Annotated in this window: 19 protein-coding genes and 1 riboswitch; of the genes, 10 read left to right on the forward strand and 9 right to left on the reverse strand. The window is 65.0% G+C overall.

Features of this window, described 5'->3' with window-relative positions:
• Nucleotides 1–67: 67 nt before the first annotated feature.
• Entirely contained in the window at nt 68–541 is a 474-nt protein-coding gene (locus AB4Y98_RS05965; protein WP_394197314.1) for a YybH family protein, read from the reverse strand.
• 108 nt (nt 542–649) lie between these two features.
• Between AB4Y98_RS05965 and AB4Y98_RS05970 the strand changes: the two genes are divergently transcribed.
• On the forward strand, nt 650–1327 hold the full coding sequence (locus AB4Y98_RS05970; RefSeq protein WP_394197312.1) for a hypothetical protein: 678 nt from the start codon (nt 650–652) through the stop codon (nt 1325–1327).
• A 30-nt stretch (nt 1328–1357) separates the two neighbouring features.
• Here AB4Y98_RS05970 and AB4Y98_RS05975 read toward each other — a convergent pair whose 3' ends face one another.
• Both AB4Y98_RS05975 and AB4Y98_RS05980 read right to left on the reverse strand, forming a co-directional pair.
• Entirely contained in the window at nt 1358–1726 is a 369-nt protein-coding gene (locus AB4Y98_RS05975; protein WP_442243974.1) for a hypothetical protein, read from the reverse strand.
• A 475-nt stretch (nt 1727–2201) separates the two neighbouring features.
• On the reverse strand, nt 2202–2633 hold the full coding sequence (locus AB4Y98_RS05980; protein WP_442243975.1) for an HVO_A0114 family putative DNA-binding protein: 432 nt from the start codon (nt 2631–2633) through the stop codon (nt 2202–2204).
• A gap of 198 nt (nt 2634–2831) precedes the next feature.
• Here AB4Y98_RS05980 and AB4Y98_RS05985 point away from each other — a divergent pair, with 198 nt between their 5' ends.
• The gene (locus AB4Y98_RS05985; protein ID WP_312786274.1) at nt 2832–3470 is read left to right on the forward strand and encodes a hypothetical protein; all 639 of its coding nucleotides are present in this window, start codon (nt 2832–2834) and stop codon (nt 3468–3470) included.
• Between the two features lie 261 nt (nt 3471–3731).
• Nucleotides 3732–4928 (forward strand): GAF domain-containing sensor histidine kinase, encoded by a 1197-nt coding sequence (locus tag AB4Y98_RS05990; RefSeq protein ID WP_442243976.1) that lies wholly within the window; start codon nt 3732–3734, stop codon nt 4926–4928.
• 39 nt (nt 4929–4967) lie between these two features.
• Here the strand turns inward: AB4Y98_RS05990 and AB4Y98_RS05995 are convergent, their stop codons facing one another.
• Nucleotides 4968–5666, reverse strand: a complete 699-nt coding sequence (locus AB4Y98_RS05995) for a hypothetical protein (protein ID WP_442244040.1) — start codon at nt 5664–5666, stop codon at nt 4968–4970.
• A 156-nt stretch (nt 5667–5822) separates the two neighbouring features.
• Nucleotides 5823–6092, reverse strand: a complete 270-nt coding sequence (locus AB4Y98_RS06000; protein ID WP_025875897.1) for a hypothetical protein — start codon at nt 6090–6092, stop codon at nt 5823–5825.
• A gap of 525 nt (nt 6093–6617) precedes the next feature.
• Between AB4Y98_RS06000 and AB4Y98_RS06005 the strand changes: the two genes are divergently transcribed.
• The 7 genes from AB4Y98_RS06005 (at nt 6618) to AB4Y98_RS06035 (ending at nt 10796) form a co-directional block, all read left to right on the forward strand.
• Nucleotides 6618–7190 (forward strand): OmpO family porin, encoded by a 573-nt coding sequence (locus tag AB4Y98_RS06005; RefSeq protein ID WP_025875896.1) that lies wholly within the window; start codon nt 6618–6620, stop codon nt 7188–7190.
• Nucleotides 7191–7305: 115 nt separating this feature from the next.
• Complete coding sequence (locus tag AB4Y98_RS06010; protein WP_442243977.1) at nt 7306–8073, forward strand: DUF6597 domain-containing transcriptional factor; 768 nt, start codon at nt 7306–7308, stop codon at nt 8071–8073.
• A gap of 69 nt (nt 8074–8142) precedes the next feature.
• Entirely contained in the window at nt 8143–8511 is a 369-nt protein-coding gene (locus AB4Y98_RS06015) for a VOC family protein (protein WP_025875894.1), read from the forward strand.
• A gap of 24 nt (nt 8512–8535) precedes the next feature.
• Nucleotides 8536–8862 (forward strand): hypothetical protein, encoded by a 327-nt coding sequence (locus AB4Y98_RS06020; protein ID WP_312786270.1) that lies wholly within the window; start codon nt 8536–8538, stop codon nt 8860–8862.
• Nucleotides 8863–8869: 7 nt separating this feature from the next.
• Nucleotides 8870–9139 (forward strand): hypothetical protein, encoded by a 270-nt coding sequence (locus AB4Y98_RS06025; RefSeq protein WP_080150305.1) that lies wholly within the window; start codon nt 8870–8872, stop codon nt 9137–9139.
• A 105-nt stretch (nt 9140–9244) separates the two neighbouring features.
• Nucleotides 9245–10219 carry a Dyp-type peroxidase gene (locus tag AB4Y98_RS06030; protein ID WP_312786268.1) on the forward strand — a complete coding sequence of 325 codons (975 nt, stop codon included), beginning with the start codon at nt 9245–9247 and terminating at the stop codon, nt 10217–10219.
• A 160-nt stretch (nt 10220–10379) separates the two neighbouring features.
• A complete protein-coding gene (locus tag AB4Y98_RS06035) occupies nt 10380–10796 on the forward strand; it encodes a TonB C-terminal domain-containing protein (RefSeq protein WP_088100877.1) in 417 nt (138 codons plus the stop codon).
• Between the two features lie 108 nt (nt 10797–10904).
• Here the strand turns inward: AB4Y98_RS06035 and pnuC are convergent, their stop codons facing one another.
• From pnuC to AB4Y98_RS06055, 4 genes are all read right to left on the reverse strand, one after another.
• Nucleotides 10905–11489, reverse strand: coding sequence for a nicotinamide riboside transporter PnuC (pnuC, locus tag AB4Y98_RS06040; RefSeq protein ID WP_222387980.1), 585 nt, complete (start codon nt 11487–11489; stop codon nt 10905–10907).
• Nucleotides 11486–13663, reverse strand: a complete 2178-nt coding sequence (locus AB4Y98_RS06045; RefSeq protein ID WP_442243978.1) for a TonB-dependent siderophore receptor — start codon at nt 13661–13663, stop codon at nt 11486–11488. The genes pnuC and AB4Y98_RS06045 overlap by 4 nt, the downstream gene beginning before the upstream one ends.
• A 69-nt stretch (nt 13664–13732) precedes the next feature.
• Nucleotides 13733–13828, reverse strand: a riboswitch (TPP riboswitch).
• A 43-nt stretch (nt 13829–13871) separates the two neighbouring features.
• A complete protein-coding gene (locus AB4Y98_RS06050; RefSeq protein WP_363734255.1) occupies nt 13872–14999 on the reverse strand; it encodes a phosphotransferase enzyme family protein in 1128 nt (375 codons plus the stop codon).
• Nucleotides 15000–15128: 129 nt separating this feature from the next.
• Entirely contained in the window at nt 15129–15527 is a 399-nt protein-coding gene (locus AB4Y98_RS06055) for a glycine zipper 2TM domain-containing protein (RefSeq protein ID WP_025875877.1), read from the reverse strand.
• Between the last annotated feature and the right edge of the window lie 22 nt (nt 15528–15549).

Genomic DNA, 15549 nt, shown 5'->3' on the forward strand with positions numbered 1-15549 from the left:
TTTTTTTTTGCGTGCGCGAAACCCATCCACGCATGGCGTGGATCTACTGTGGAACCCGTACCGCCCATCACCGCGACTGCGGCGGCGTGTTGGTGTTGTCCATGTCCGAAAAAATCATCCACGGCCCACCCGCCACGCGCTTCAACGTCAGCGTGAACTTCCCGGTATCACCCACGTTGCTGCCGTAGGTGTAGGCACCAATGATGTAACCGGTGGATTCCTCTGCGGCATAGGCCAGCGCACGCAGCCGCAACGGACTGCTTCCCTGGCCGGCATACGCTGCCTCGATCGCCGCGCGCCCGCGCACGGGCGGCTGGTTGCTCTGCAGGATGAAACCATTCTCGGCGAACAATCCCGCCAACGCCTTCGCATCACCGGTGCGCCACGCCTGTTCGTAATCGCGCAGCACGCGATCGAGCGCGGCGGGCAGGGGGACATCGGGTAGCGAGATGGGTAAGGGCGCAGCGGGCTGTTGCGCAATCACAGGCACGGCCAGCAACAGGCCACTGAGAAGCATCGAGGCAAGTAGTGAACGGAGCATGCGTCTGCATCCTGGCGGTGATGGAAGGCGTGATTGCCAGAGTATCCACCTTGGCTGGCGGGTAGAATCACGCGGTCGCCGGCTGGGCGAATGGACACAGGACAGGGAATGACGTCACGAATGATGGGAATGGCAGGGCTGGTCGCGTTGCTGGCCGCGTGCACGCAGGCACCGGCACCGGAAGCAGGCACCGCAGCTGCACCCGCCGCTACTGCTGCGCCGACGGAAGCCCCAGCCGCCACGGCCACGGTGGTCGAGCACGCACCTTCCGCCGAAGACGGCGTGGACCCGTCGGTGTGGGACAGCGAAGGCGAGCCGGAAGGTGAGACCCCCGGCGCCGAACTCACCTGCGCGGACAATCCGCTGGCGACTTATTTCTTCACCCTGGTCGGCGGCAACACCGTGGACGACTGCGGCCGCAAGGACCCGAAGGTGCTGGCCGCGTTCGACGCCCTGATGAAGAACACTGCGGCGGCCGAATCGCCCGACAAGACCATCCCCTCCCTGCGCGAACGCCTGCTGAGCGGTCCCAGCGGGCCTGGCGAACTGATGGTGCTGCAGGGCGAGCCGTGGTGGCTCTACACCGCCTGTCAGGCACACCAGTGCTCGACCACCGCGCTGGCGATGCTGTATTCGCCGACGCACTCGAAGATGGTCGGCCGCCTTACCGCCCGCTGCAACGTGTGGTGGCTGGGCGAGCCGGACGCAGAGCAGCGTGCGCTGATCGAGCGCGAGCGACCGGTGGACGAGGCGATGCTGAAGGAAGAAGGCGATTCCTGCGAGTGATGGGCGGTAACGCCGGAAGATTCTCCGGAGTTACTCCTCTGGCCGCATCCGCGCGCTGACCTGCGCGGTCAGCGCCAGGGACGCCATCATCAATCCCTCCATCACCCGATCTCCCACGTACTCCTCGTCCGGGCCATTCTGGCGGATGCGCTCGGCGGCCAGCAGCATCTCCAGCGCTACGCGCAGGCCCGCAAGTGCACAGTCCGCATCGGCCAGGGCCATACGCCGGCCGGGCATCTGATGACGCTCCGGCCAGGGTTGGCCATCGGCGGCTGCGCCTTTTCCAATCCGCGTCAGCGTGGCGATGAAGGCCGCGGGATTGAGCGCAGGTGCTTGTTCTGATGACGTATCGTGCGCAGCGCGATAGGGGTGGGGACGGGGGAATTCCGGTGTGGTCATGGCTGAGGCTCCGTGCAGGACAGACGGTAACCGCCACACAAAGGTGGCGGGCGGAGACGTGGCTCGAAAACCGGGAGATCACGCATAAGTCCGGCAGGCGCAAGGCCTCCACGCTCCGCCCGCCATAGCCGGCAGACGGATTGCCAGCCGGCGCCACGCGGGGTGACGCCGGCCGGCAAGCGTAAACAACGTGTGTGATCTCACGGGTTTTCGATGCCCGGCCATCCTTTTTCGATGGCCCGTCATCTGTACCTCTGTGGCCGCGTAACGCCAATCAGACAAGTTGCATTCAACGCCTGATACAAGACGCATTCGGCATTCTTGCATGCTGTTAAGCCGCCCCAGACGTCGATGGCGCAAGGGCCCTCAGCGATAGAGGAATATGCGACATGGGTCGTGATTGCCAGCGTAGTGTGCTGACACGTCAGCGAGGCAATAGCGACAGAACTCCGCGATGCGGCGATACAGCGTGGTGCTAGTCGAGCTCTATGAGAAAGCGCGTGGCCATGGCAGATGGCACCACAGACGCCCCGACCCGCTTCAGTTCAACCAGACCATAGCCTTCCATCATCCGAAGGGTACGAGAAAGGCTTGGAACCTTGCGCCCGCAGTGCTCGGACAGTTCGGTGAGCGACCTGGGTTGAAGTTCGCGCAGCAGTCGCAACAGCCGGCGGTTCTCATCGCTCAATACTGCGGCCAGGGAAGACAGGGTGGAGAAGGCTATCGCCCCCTCCGTAACCTGCGGTGGTGCCGATCTGTCCTTTCGTTCTCCGCCGATGACACAACGTCGGAAGGTACTTTGGACTGGCGAACGGCACGTATCGGAATCTGTCATCGGTGCGAGATTGCATTGGGACCGATAGATCATGTCTGGCCGAGCACCCGTTGGATTGAACAAACGGCGCATGGATGGCGCATCTGGAGGTCTGTGTGCAGGTGCTGGACCGGGCGGGCGCAACCGAGAAGAATCCAGCAAGTATCATCGGAGCGTTCCGCGAGCCAGTCTTTGAGAAAAATGGCGCTGGCTCAAGGGCGTTTGGTGGATACGAGGCGGATGTTCTGGAGACTGTAATCAACGTTCTTGGCTCAACGACGCGAGACGTATATGACTATTGCCCTCAACCGAGTTGCAGCAACTAGATTTTTTGTATATGTCGTGGCAGCTCTTGGGTCCGGGTGCGTGGATTCGCCCACTTCATATCGTGTCGATGGTGCGAAGACCGACTTTTGCATTCCTGGCGATCTAGATGCGACGCCTTCCCGGCGGGGTCATCAGGAACCTGTGGCCGGCGGCCTTACGCTGCATGGCTGTTACTCCACCCATAGCGAGGCTTGTATCGGCCCCGATAACTTGATCTCGGTAGCGGTGGTAGCCAAATCGTACTTTCCCGGGAGAAGGTTTGGCGATCTTCCCCAAGGATCCTATCTGCGTACGAGCGCTATTGAAGGCTGGCAAGAAGCGAAGATGCTGGAGAAGGGATTGCTTGCCGTTCCCGACGGTGGCGACAAGAGCCACATTTTCGTATGGCGCTCGAGCGCACGTGGCGCCACACGCCCCATGGATGACGATGAGCTAATGGCATCCTGCGACACGTTGGGCAGTGTTTCCTGCAGTCGTGTGCTCCATGGGGAAGACTTTGGTGTCACTTATTCCTTCTTCACAGAGAAGGAAATTCCGGGCGACTTCGGTTCATTAGACAAGCAAGTCCTGAATGAGATTGAGCGGATGAGGTGTAGAAAATAGGACCCGGGCGCGGCAGGCGTGCCTGATGCCCGCCTTCCAGTTGGCGCCGACGCCGACGACGGGGCCCATGGCCGTCGAGATCGAAACACTCTTCAACCTTTGGAAGTAGATCCATATCTGCTTCTGCCAAGTGCCGCCTTGGGTCGAAGGCGAGCTGTAAGCACTGCTGGCCGATCTGCCCAGCCCGAAGTGCCCGCTTCCCTCGCATCAACCTAAACAGCGGTTCCATGGGATGATGCGCTGCCCACCGGACGAGCGACCATGCAGAAGCTGACGGACCCCCATCTGCTGGACGACATCGCCGAGATTGGTCGAATCCAGGCCGTGCCGCGAATCCTGGAGACCGTCGCCCACATCACGGGCTCCCGATTCACGGCCATTGCCCGCGTGACCCAGACCACCTGGACCGCCTGCGCCACGTTCGACACCCTGGGGTTTGGGCTTGTTCCCGGTGGCCAACTGGTGCTCGAGACAACCATCTGCGATGAGATCAGGCAGTCGGCGACGTCGGTGGTATTTGCGCATGCGAGCAAGCACCCGGTTTACGCCACGCATCACACGCCGCGGATCTACGGGCTTGAGAGTTATGCGTCCGTTCCCATCCATCGGCCGGACGGAAGCTTCTTCGGCACACTCTGCGCGATTGATTCGGCACCGGCCAGCTTCGACGTGGCCCACGTGCAGAGATCGATGGAGCTGCTGGCCGATCTGGTAGGAAGCTACCTCGACAAGGAAGATCGCCTTGTGCGAGCGGAAACGGCGCTCTCCGACGCGCATCGTGTCGCCGACCTGCGCGACCAGTTCATTGCCGTGCTGGGTCATGACCTGCGCAGTCCGCTGCAGGCCATCAGCATCGCCGCAGATTCGCTGGCATGTGAGGCGGGCACTGAGCGCCAGCAACGGATGCTCGCGCACATCACCTCCGGCGTTGCCAGAATGGACGGACTGATCAACGACGTGCTTGATTTCGCCAGGGGACGTCTGGGCGGCGGCATTCCCATCGCGCTGCAGCTGACAAGCACGCTGGAAGAAGACCTGAAACGGGTTGTGGAAGAGGTGGCAATCGCCACTGGCCGCCAGGACATCAAGGTCCACATAAAGATAGACGACGACGTGGTCTGCGACCCGAGCAGATTGGCACAGCTCCTGGCCAACCTGCTCACCAATGCAGCGGTACACGGAGAGCGCTCGTCCCCGATTACGCTGACCGTTCACTCCGAGCCGGAAATGCTCACGCTCGACGTACACAACGAGGGACACATTCCATCAGCGAGGTTGGACGCGATTTTCAGCCCATTCTCACGTGAAAAGAGTGAGCGTCCGCGGCCGGGTCTCGGCCTCGGCATCTACATTGCGTCGGAGATCGCGCGGTCCCATGGCGGCACGTTGGAGGTGGAGTCCAGTGCGGCCGCCGGCACCTTGTTCACGTTCAAGATGCCCAGGCTGGAGCTTCCGTAACGGTCTGCCGCGACCACGTCCGCAGCCTTCAACCGGGTTTCATTTGCGGGCGTGTCGCTCGTCTTTTTCATCCACGTCCTTCGCAGCCGCGCGACTCTGCGCGAACTCCGGGAACGTTTCTTCGATCGAGTCCTTGTCCGGCAGCACGTAGAACACGCCGCCTTTCTCGAACGTGGGATGCACGATCTGCTCGTAGAACCCGGGCGAGACATTGATGCAGCCGTGGGTGACACGGTTGTCGTCCGGTGTGGCCGATGCCAGTCGTTCGCTGCGCTTCTCTTTCGGGGTGCCCGGGGGAAGCGGGTGCATCGACACGGCGGAATCGTAGTCCACCCACAGCACGCGTCCGGCGTCCTCGGACGGGCCATAGGCGCCAATGAAACGACCAGCCGGGGTGGTGCGGTCGTGGCCGGGAATCGCGCTCAATGCGAGCTTGGCGACGCCGGGTGCCGAGTGATCGCCGATGGCCGAACCAAACAGCGCTGGCGCTGCGCCGCGCAGCTTGCCGTCACCGCCGAAGACCAGGACCTGCGCAGCCGCCTTGTCCATGATCGCGAACGGATAGCCCTGGTTGTCCTTGCTGGCCACGACCCAGCCGGCCAGTTCAATCACCGTATCGGACACTTCCTGGCCCTGCGGAAGTTCATCAGCTGCGGTCGCCGTTTCCGCGGGTGCGTCCTTGGCTTCCTTGGCGTTCCTGGCGCTGGCTGCGCCGGTTCCTGCCAGTGCCAGCGCGATGGCCAGCGTGGCCGATACGGCCCGGCGTGCAGGGAGTGAGTACGTACGAATGGGACGGCTCCTTCGGATGACGACCGAGAGGCTGAAAGACACCAGTGGCCGGTGAAGGCCACTGGTGTCTGGTTCAAGCGTTCATCAAAGTGGGTGGGAGAGCGGTTACCCGCGCGGCTTGCGGCCGGGGACCCTTTCGAGCTGCTGCACGCGGCCTTCGATCTGATCCAGACGCTGGTTGGCCTGCTGTGCAGACTGGTTGGCGGATTCGGCGCTCTGCGCCGCGCCCTGCACCTTCACGTCGAGCTGGTCGAGACGCGAGTTGATCGTTGCAAATTCGTCTTTGTAGGTGGCGCAAGCACCGAGGCTTACGGTAGCAACGATGGCTACGGTGACGGCACGTGCCGCGTTGATTTGCTGCTTGGTCAGGAACATTCCACTCCCTCCTTCGTCTGGGGAGACTGGAATATAGCGGCGTTTGTTCCCGCCGCTGCGAAGTGCTTTCAGCTGCAGTTGGAAGACGTGGATGGCCTGTGAAGGTCGCGCAATCAGCAATCCTTAACAAGCGGGAACAAGCGAGCTCTGCTGCATCGGTTGATGTCCTTGTGCCACTTCAATCTCTCCAATTCATCAGCCTGAAGCCGACTCATGTCGTTCCTCTCAATGGCTGCAGATGAGCGTGGCGCACAACATCGACGCGCGCACCGCGCTCCCGTGCGTGCAGTCCTCCCGTGCGATCAATGACCGAAGCGGCTCGGCAGGTCGGCGTGCATCCAGCGAGCTACTACACGGCGCATCGAGAGTTCCCTGAACAGGAACCTCATTCATGTACCGGTCAGTTCAATATTCAGGGCCGATTTCATCAACAAACGGATAATTCACACCTGTCGAACGCCTCTCCTCCCTCCCCTCCCGAGGGGCGTTCGACGAAACCAAAATAATGAAAGGTGTATCCCGATGATCAAGAATTCGCTGCTTGCCCTGGGTCTGTTGGCCGCGCTGCCGTTCGCCGCATCGGCTGCCGATGGCCTGTCGTACAACTACGTTGAAGGCGGCTACGTGAACACCGATGCCAAGGGCGGCGACGCTGATGGCTGGGGCGTGAAGGGCTCGGTTGCCGTGCACCCGAACTTCCACATCTTCGGTGATTACAGCAAGCAGGAAACCGACACCTTCAAGAATGATGTCGACCAGTGGCGCATCGGTGCCGGCTACAACTACGGCATCGCACCGAACACCGACCTGGTGGCTCGTGTTGCATACCAGAAGTTCGACATGAAGCACGGCCTGGACTTCAACGGCTACTCCACTGAAGTGGGCGTGCGCACCGCGTTCAACCCGTACCTGGAAGGCTATGCGCTGGCCGGTTACGAGGATTACAGCAAGAAGCACGGCATCAACCCGGACGGCGAGTTCTACGGCCGTGTCGGCGCCACCGCCAAGTTCAACCAGAACTGGGGCCTGAGTGGCGAAGTGAAGCTGGCCAAGGCCGGCGACCGCGAGTGGTTCGTGGGCCCGCGCTTCAGCTGGTAACAAACGCCTGTCGTTAGTGCGTGTAACTGGCGTGTGATCTCTCTCCCACACGCCAGCGAAGCCCGGCCTCGTGCCGGGCTTCTCTTTTTCCGGCATCGCTTTGCCACAATGGGGCATGGGCGATCCCTCCACTCCCGCTGGCACCGGCTCGGCCTACCAGGAACACTTGGCGCCTGCGCCGCTGCGTGGCCAGTTCGGCCAGCTCTGGCAGAGCCAGTTGCCTGCTGACGCCAGTGGCAACATCACCGTGCTGCCCGATGGCTGCGTGGACATTCTCTGGCGTGACGGTGCGCTGTTCGTGGTGGGGCCGGACCGTACCGCCGCACACCCGCAACTGGCCCCCGGGGCACAGGTGCTGGGCGCGCGGTTCCGGCCAGGCCAGGCATCGTCTGCGCTCGGCATCGACTTGTCCGGCATCGTCGGCCAAGCCGTGCCCCTGATCGAATTCAACGCCCGCTGGGCGACGCAGGTTGCGGCCTCGATCGGTGACGCCGCGCCCGACCAGCGCCTGCAGCGCCTGGCTGACAGCCTGCAGCGGAACATGCCGGCGGCCGTGCTGGACGAACACACACGCCGCGCGCATGCGCTGTTCGCGCACGCTGCCAGAGGTGATGCCAGCATCGACGCACTCGCCGCACATCTGGCGATGAGCCCGCGCACCCTGCGTCGCTTCAGCCAGACGCAGTTCGGTTACGGAGCAAAGTCGCTGGAGCGGATCCTGCGTCTGCAGCGGTTCCTGCGCTGCAGCCAGACCCAACCCGCGCACGGTCTGGCGATGCTGGCCGTGGAGGCGGGCTATGCCGACCAGGCCCACCTCAGCCGCGAAGCCCGCGAGCTTGCCGGCCTGACGGCAAGCGCGCTGCGCCAGCAGTGGGGACGTTGATGGCCGTTTCGTTCAAGACCCGGGCCCGACCCTGACCGATGCTGTGCGCTCCAACCACGGAGCCGCACCATGAGCCACGCAGACACCACCGCTGCCGAACGCCGCATCGACAACATCGAATTCAACGTCGCCGACATCGCCCGCAGCAAGCAGTTCTATGGGCAGGTCTTCGGCTGGTCCTTCACCGACTACGGCCCGGCCTATACCGAGTTCGATGACGGCCGCCTCAAAGGTGGCTTTGTCGCCGACGAGGCAGTGACGCCCTCAGGAGGCGCGCTGGTCATCGTGTACTGCGTGGACCTTGCCGACGCGCAGCAGCGCATCCTCGCAGCGGGCGGCGAGATCGTGCAGGCCGTGTTTGCCTTTCCCGGCGGCCGTCGCTTCCATTTCCGCGATCTGGACGGCTACGTGCTGGCGGTGTGGAGCGACGCCAGCTGATCCGTCTGCCTCTACAATCCGCCAATGGAAACGCACATCGACGCCTATGTAAGGCAGGCCGACGGCAACTGCATCAAGGTGGTGCTGTTCAATGGCCGCTCGCGGGCCTCGCTGCAGGCGCTGGGCTTCACCGCTGGCGAAGAAGACACCCTCACCCTGCCGGTCCCCGACGATGCAGCCAAGGCCGCCGTCTTCCGCCGCCTGCGTGATCTCGGCGTCGCCTTCTCGGCGGGCAGGGAGTGGTGCCCGGCCGACGTGTTCGAGCATCTCCGCGATGGCGGTGTGCTGGAGGGACCCTACCAGCGGGTTGCGTGGCGCACGCCTCGGCAGTTCACCGTGACCACGGCGTAGCCACAGCATGGACGTGATCGAGATCGATGGAGCGAATCTGCTGCGCGATGCTGCGGACGGCTGGCAGCTGCAGGTGTCCGTGGTCTCGCAGGACCGCACGCGGCTGGCCTGCATCCTTCGTGTCGGGCAGCGCTTTCGCGTCGAGCGGTTCCTGCGCGGACACATGCGGCCGCAGTGGCACGGGGAGTGGTGGGTGCAGCAGCCACAGCACTCGATCACCGACAGCGGGCAGCAGGCACAGGTGCTTGCCGACGAGTGGCTGGCGCCCGTCGGCTGACCACCGCGAACTGAGAACTGCTCCGTCGCCGGCAAGGTCGTTCCGCTATGATCGCCCGCACATTGCCGCAGGCGATGTGCCCGCCTCAAGCCAGCAGGAACCATCGTGAACGCCCAGCCCGCACCCATCACCGCCCTCAACCACACGCTCGACAACGAGCCGCAGCAGATCACCGCGCCGCTGACCCATTCGGCTGCGTTCCTGGTGCTGACGGTGAAGGACGATGCGGCGTCGCTGGCGAAAGTACGCGAGGTGCTGGCCAGCACCGATGACCTGATCAAGAACACCGCCATCCGCGAGATCGAGCGCACCTTCACCTGCAACGTGGCCATCGGCCACCGCGTGTGGGCGCCGCTGGTGGGCAGTACGCCGCCGCGCGAGTTGAAGCCGTTCCAGGAAGTGAAGGGTGCGACCCACACGGCAGTCTCCACGCCGGGCGACCTGCTGTACCACATCCGTGCACGCACGATGGACCTGATCGTGGCCTTCGAGCGCAACCTGATGATGGCCTTCGGCGATGCGGTGGACGCGGTGGATGACGTGGCCGGTTTCCGCTACTTCGACGGCCGCGACCTGCTCGACTTCGTCGACGGCACGGCCAACCCCGAGGGTCTGTCACTGCCGGAGGCGACCATCGTCGGCGACGAGGATCCCGACCATGCCGGTGGCAGCTACGTGGTGGTGCAGAAGTACCTGCACAACCTCGATGCCTGGCGTGCGCAGAAGACCGAGGCGCAGGAGGCGATCATCGGCCGCACCAAGCACGACAACATCGAGCTGGACGACGCACCGGCCGAGGCGCAGAAGTCGCACAAGACGCTGTGCACCATCGAGGATGCCGACGGCGAGCACGAGATCCTGCGCGACAACATGCCCTTCGCCAATCCGGGGCGCGGCGAGTACGGCACCTACTTCATCGGCTACACGCGCCGGCTGTGGGTGATCGAGAAGATGCTGGAGCGGATGTTCATCGGCAATCCCGCGCCGCTGCACGACCGCATCCTCGATTTCTCCACCGCGACCACGGGCGTCACCTTCTTTGCGCCCTCGCGCAAGGTGCTGGCCGACCTGGGCGACTGATCACGCCGGGTGGGGCAGCCAGGTGGATCCACGCCATGCGTGGATGGATCAACCGGTTGCCCGGAACAGCCACGCATGGCGTGGCTCTACTGCGCCGCCATCTGCCTGTCATCTACGGCGCCGACCATGACGCGTTGGGATGGACGTGGAGACGTGGGTGATGGCTTCCGCAGGAAACAAGCGCACCTCGCGCCGTGGCTGGCGCCCGTTGGCATGGTTGCTGGGCCTGTTGGCGCTGGGGAGCGCCAGCGTGTCCGCACAGGACGCGCCTGCGCATTGGATGGCCTATGCCGCCTCCGTCAGCGGCGAGTTGCAGCAGCGTCTGCAGCAGGAGCAGGATCCGCACGCGCAGCGCCTGCTGGCCTGGCTGCAGGAACACCCCGATGCGCCGGCGCCGTTGGTGGTGAGCGTGTGGATCGCCGGCGATGGCGCCATCTCGAAACTGGAATTCGACAGCCTGGGTGATGCACGGGTCGATGCCGATCTGCGTGCGGCGCTGCAGGCCACGCCGTTGCCGGCGGCGCCGCCGAAGGACATGCGACAGCCACTGCGATTGGGGCTGACCCTTACCCAGTAGAGCCACGCCATGCGTGGATGCCGGGCATCGGTAGACGCCAACCTTGGTTGGCGCTCACCTGCCGACCAAGGTCGGCATCTACCAAACGCAGCCACGCATGGCGTGGCTCTACTGCGCAGGTACTGCCTGCGGCTCGCGCGCGGCGGCGCGCCATGCCCGCAGCCCGAACAGCGCCAGGCCCAGGAAGAACACGTACAACGCGGCGGTCACGTGCAGCGATTTGAACAGATAGGCGCCCACGTAGACCACGTCTACCACGATCCACACCCACCAGCAGGCCGTGTGCCGGCGTGCCTGCCACCATTGCCCGACCAGGCTCAGTGCAGTCAGCATCGCGTCCAGCCACGGCAACGCTGCATCGGTGAAGGTGTGCATGCCGGCGCCAAGCGCCACGCCGCCACACAGGCCGATGGCGAGGTCGCGCAGCAGCGTGCCGCGCGCCAGCGGCACGATGCGGATGCTGCCTTCATCGGCCGCGTGTTGGCGCCAGTTGATCCAGCCGTAGACCAGGAAACCACCAAAGGCGACCTGCAGCAGCGTGTCCGAGTACAGCTTGGCTTCGGCGAACACCGCGCCGTACAGCGCGACCGACAGCAGGCCGACCGGCCACGCGGCCAGCCGTCGCTTTGCCATCAGCCACACCCCGAGGATGCTGAAGAGCGCGGCAGTCCACTCGAGCGCGACGCCGCTCACAGCGCGAACGTCACCGACAGGCGCGCCTGTCGCGGCGCACCCGGGAACAGGTAGTAGTCACCGCCGCTGCTGCCGGTGTCGCGCCAGTAGAAGCGGTTGAACAGGTTGTCCACCGACAGGTTCCAGCTGACCGCACGGTTGTGCAGTCGGTGCTGGAAGCGCAGGCCGGCGTCGAACACCGAGTAGTCCGGTGCGCGCACACCGCCGTCGGCGCGGGCCACGTTGGAGGAGGCATAGCGCCAGCCACCCGTCACATCCAGGCCTTCAACGAACTGCAGCGCGTAGGCCAGGTGCACGCTGGCGCGCACCTTCGGCACGTTCACCAGCTGATGGCCTTCATAGGCCGGGGTGCCGGTATCGCGTGCGCGCGCCTGCAGCACGCTGGCGCTGGCGACGATCTGCAGCGCGTCGGTCAGCTGGCCGTTGGCGGTCAGTTCCAGGCCGGTATGGGTCTGCTGGCCTTCTTCGACGAAGGTGTAGCCGACGTCGCTGCCGTCGGGCTTTGCGTACTGGTAGGGCTGGGAGGTGCGGAACACGGCCGCGCCCAGGGTGAGGGCGTCCACTGGCACGTATTTCACGCCCACTTCCAGCTGCCGCGACTGCATCGACGGCAGGAAGGTATCGGCGTTGGACGTCCAGAACGGTGCTTCCTGGCCCAGCGAAATTCCGCGCACGTAGCTGGCGTAGGCGTTGAGCTGGTCGGTGGCCTTCCACACCAGCGCGGTCTGCGGCAGGAAGCGCGACAGGCGGCTGTGGCGCTGCGGCGTGCCACGCTTGTCGTAGGCGCGCTCGTCCAGGGGCACGAAGCGACCGCCGGCCAGCCACTGCCAGTCATCGCCGAAGCTCATCCGGTCCAGCGCGAAGAACGCGGTCTGCCGGCTGTCCAGGCGCCGTGCCGATGCACCCGGCATTTTCGGCGAGGGCTCGAACACCGGCACCTGCACGTCGTGGATGTTGCTGGTGCCGACGTACTCGTTGACGCTCGGGCGCTTGTCGATGGTGCGGCGGAAGTAGTCGGCGCCGATGCTCAGCTGGTGGCCGACGCTGCCGGTCTCGAAAACGCCGCGCAGTTCGGCACGGGCCTGCTGGTTGCGGCGGGTGTCATCCGGGCTGCGGTAGTCGTAGATGTCGTAGTCGCCGTTGGGGGCGAAGTAGTTGCCCGGCACGCTGCCGTCTGCGCACCCTGCGGTGTAGTAGCAGCCGTAGGCGAAGGCGACGTTGTCATCGATCACCGAGCGGCTGTGGCCGACCGAGATGCGCGACTGCCACGCATCGTTGAAGTCATAGGTGTGCAGCGCGGTGATGTTGGTGCTGGCAATGTCCACCGGCCGCTGCCACGGCTGGTAGCCGAGCAGGCGTTCGCGGTCGACGCCGCGCGGCAGGTCGCGCGCGCCCAGCAGCTGGAAGCCGGACACCGAGCGCTGCGCGCTGGTCTGGTAGTTGGCATCCACTTCCAGCTTGCCGTGTTCGCCGATCAGCCAGTCGGTGGCCAGCGAATAGAAGTTGCGGCGACCGTCGGCATGCTCGACGTAGGAATCACTGGCATCCCAGGCGGCGTTCAGACGCACGCCGAAGCGCGGGGTCAGCCAGTGGCCGACATCCACGGCGGCATAGCGCGAGCCTTCCGAATCGGTGCCCAGGGTGACCGTACGCACTTCCGCCGGGCGCTTGCCCACGTAGTTGATGATGCCGCCGGGTGCCATCACGCCAGCCGCGAGGCCGGCTTCGCCCTTGAGGATCTGCACTTCCTGGATGTTCTCCAGCGCCAGGCGCTGCTCGCCGGCGATGGACATGCCGTTGAAGCGGTAGCCGGTGGCCGCATCCAGCGCGAAGCCGCGGATGGCGATGTTCTGGTAGTAGCCCACCGGCGCATAGGCATCGCCCAGCGAGGCATCATTGCTGGCCAGCTCGGACAGCGAACGCACCTGGCGGCGGTCGAGGTAGTCGCGCTCCAGCACATTCACCGAGGCGGGGGTGTCCTTCCAGGAGCCGCCGCCGAAGGCGTTGACGCGCGAGGTGTCGGCCTTCGGTTTGCCGGCCTGCACGCGCACCGCCGCCAGTTCGGTGGGCGAGGAGGGCGCATCAGCGGCGTCGGTGCCTGCCTCGCTGGCGTACAGCGGCAGGGCGGCGCACAGGGCGAGGGCGAGCAGGGTGGGGCGCAGGCAGCGGTTCATTCGATTCGTCTTCAGACAACAAGGGAGACGAAGCGACGGCGCGCAGGTGCACCGGCCCATGACGGGGTGTGGCTGCGGCTCAAAGCTCCCTACGCCGGTGCAAACCGGATCAGGTTCCAAGGGACTCTCTCAGCCTGGCAAATCCAGGCACCCCCGCTTCAGGTGACCATTTCACTACAAATGGTACGGATTTGCGAGCTACCGCCCTTCAGGCGGCGGCGTGCAGGGCCGCCAGCAGGGCCTGGCCGGGGGCCGTGGCGAACCACGCCGGATGCCCGAGCATGAACGGCTGCCAGGCCACATCGGCGTTCGCGGTCGATCCGGTGACGCCCTCGAAATACTCCACTTCGGACAGAGCGAAGTCGAAATGCACCATCGGCAGCAGGTCGGCCAGCAGGTGCACGCGCGTGGGCGACAGCGGCAGTTCCTGCCGATAGCCGTCCAGCAGGGCCAGGGCGATGTCGATGCGCACAGCATCGGTGCCGCGCTCCAGTTGCAGCCAGGCCACCGCGTTGCGTTCGATCGCGGTGGCCAGGTCGAACAGCGCGCTGGTGGGCGAGGCCAGGCCGAAATCGAGCACCGTGGCAATCGTGCCGTCGTCGTTCCACAGCAGGTTGGAGACGTGCCAGTCGTTGTGCGCCCACAGCCGCGGTTCGTCCTGCAGGCGCGCGGCCAGGCCGTGGTGCCACGGCAGCACATCGCGGCGCAGCTGTTCTTCCCAGGGAATGCGCGCCAGGTAGCGGGCCAACCCGGGGCGGTTGCCGAGGTCGGCCTTCAGCGCGGCGATCGGGTCATCGGCGCGGATCAGGTCGTCGCGTGCCACCAGCAGATGGGTACTGCGCTGCGGGGCGTGGTAGCTGGCGGCCGCGCGGTGCAGCGTGGCCAGCATTCTTCCTGCCTGGTGTGCCTGGGCGATGTCGGTCAGTGGTGACCATGACGGCAGTTCGCGATACAGGTCCTTGCCGGCGCCCACCGCATGCAGTTCGTAGGTCCACGGGCCGTGTTCGAGTGCGGTGCGGCCGTCGTTGCTGGCCAGCACCTGCACCACCGGCATGCCGGCAGTTGCCAGATGCGCGATGAAACGGTGTTCTTCTTCCAGGCTTCCAGCGCTGCGCACACTGTGGTGGTGGCGCTTGATGAAGACCGGACCGCCGGTGCCGTCGACGATGGCCGCGGCCGACAACGGACGCGGGCTGTGCCAGCGCAGCGTGCTGTCCGCGCCCAGCTGCGGAAAGTGGCCACGCAGCCAGGTGATCTCCTGCGCGTCGATCGCCGGCCAGTCGGCGACGACCTCGTCGTTGTTGAGGCCCTGCACGCGATGGGGGGAAGAAGTCATGCCACGGCCGCTGGTGAGTAAAGGAACATCCAAGGCTGCGCATTCAACGCCATGGACGCCACAGACGCAAACGGGCGGGTCATCGACCCGCCCGTCAGGGACGCCACGTGCGGCCTGTGGCCGGCGCGCTTACCAGCCGCGATGGCGGCCGCGGTCGTGGTAGTAACGGTTGTCATGGCGCTCGCGCTGCCAGCGACGGTCATCGCGGCGGTCGTAGCCATAACCGCGGTTGTAGCCACGGTCATAACGGCGATCGTAGCGACGGTCATAGCGCCCGTCGTAGCGTCGATCATGGCGGTCGGAGGTGGTCAGGTTGCCGATGGCGCCGCCGGCAACCGCGCCGCCGACGGTGGCAGCCGGGTCGCCGTTGGAGATCAGGTGACCCGCCACGCCGCCGACGACGGCACCGACCACGGTGCGCTTGTCCTTCCTCGACATCGCGCTGGCATCACTGACCACGGCCACGCCGGCAAGAAGTGCCAGGGCCATCGCCAGACCACGGAAGCTGAGTGCGGAAGTGCTGAGCATGTTGGGTTCTCCTGTGAGGTGC

Source organism: Stenotrophomonas sp. 2YAF26, from assembly GCF_052114625.1.
Classification (GTDB): Bacteria; Pseudomonadota; Gammaproteobacteria; order Xanthomonadales; family Xanthomonadaceae; genus Stenotrophomonas; species Stenotrophomonas indicatrix.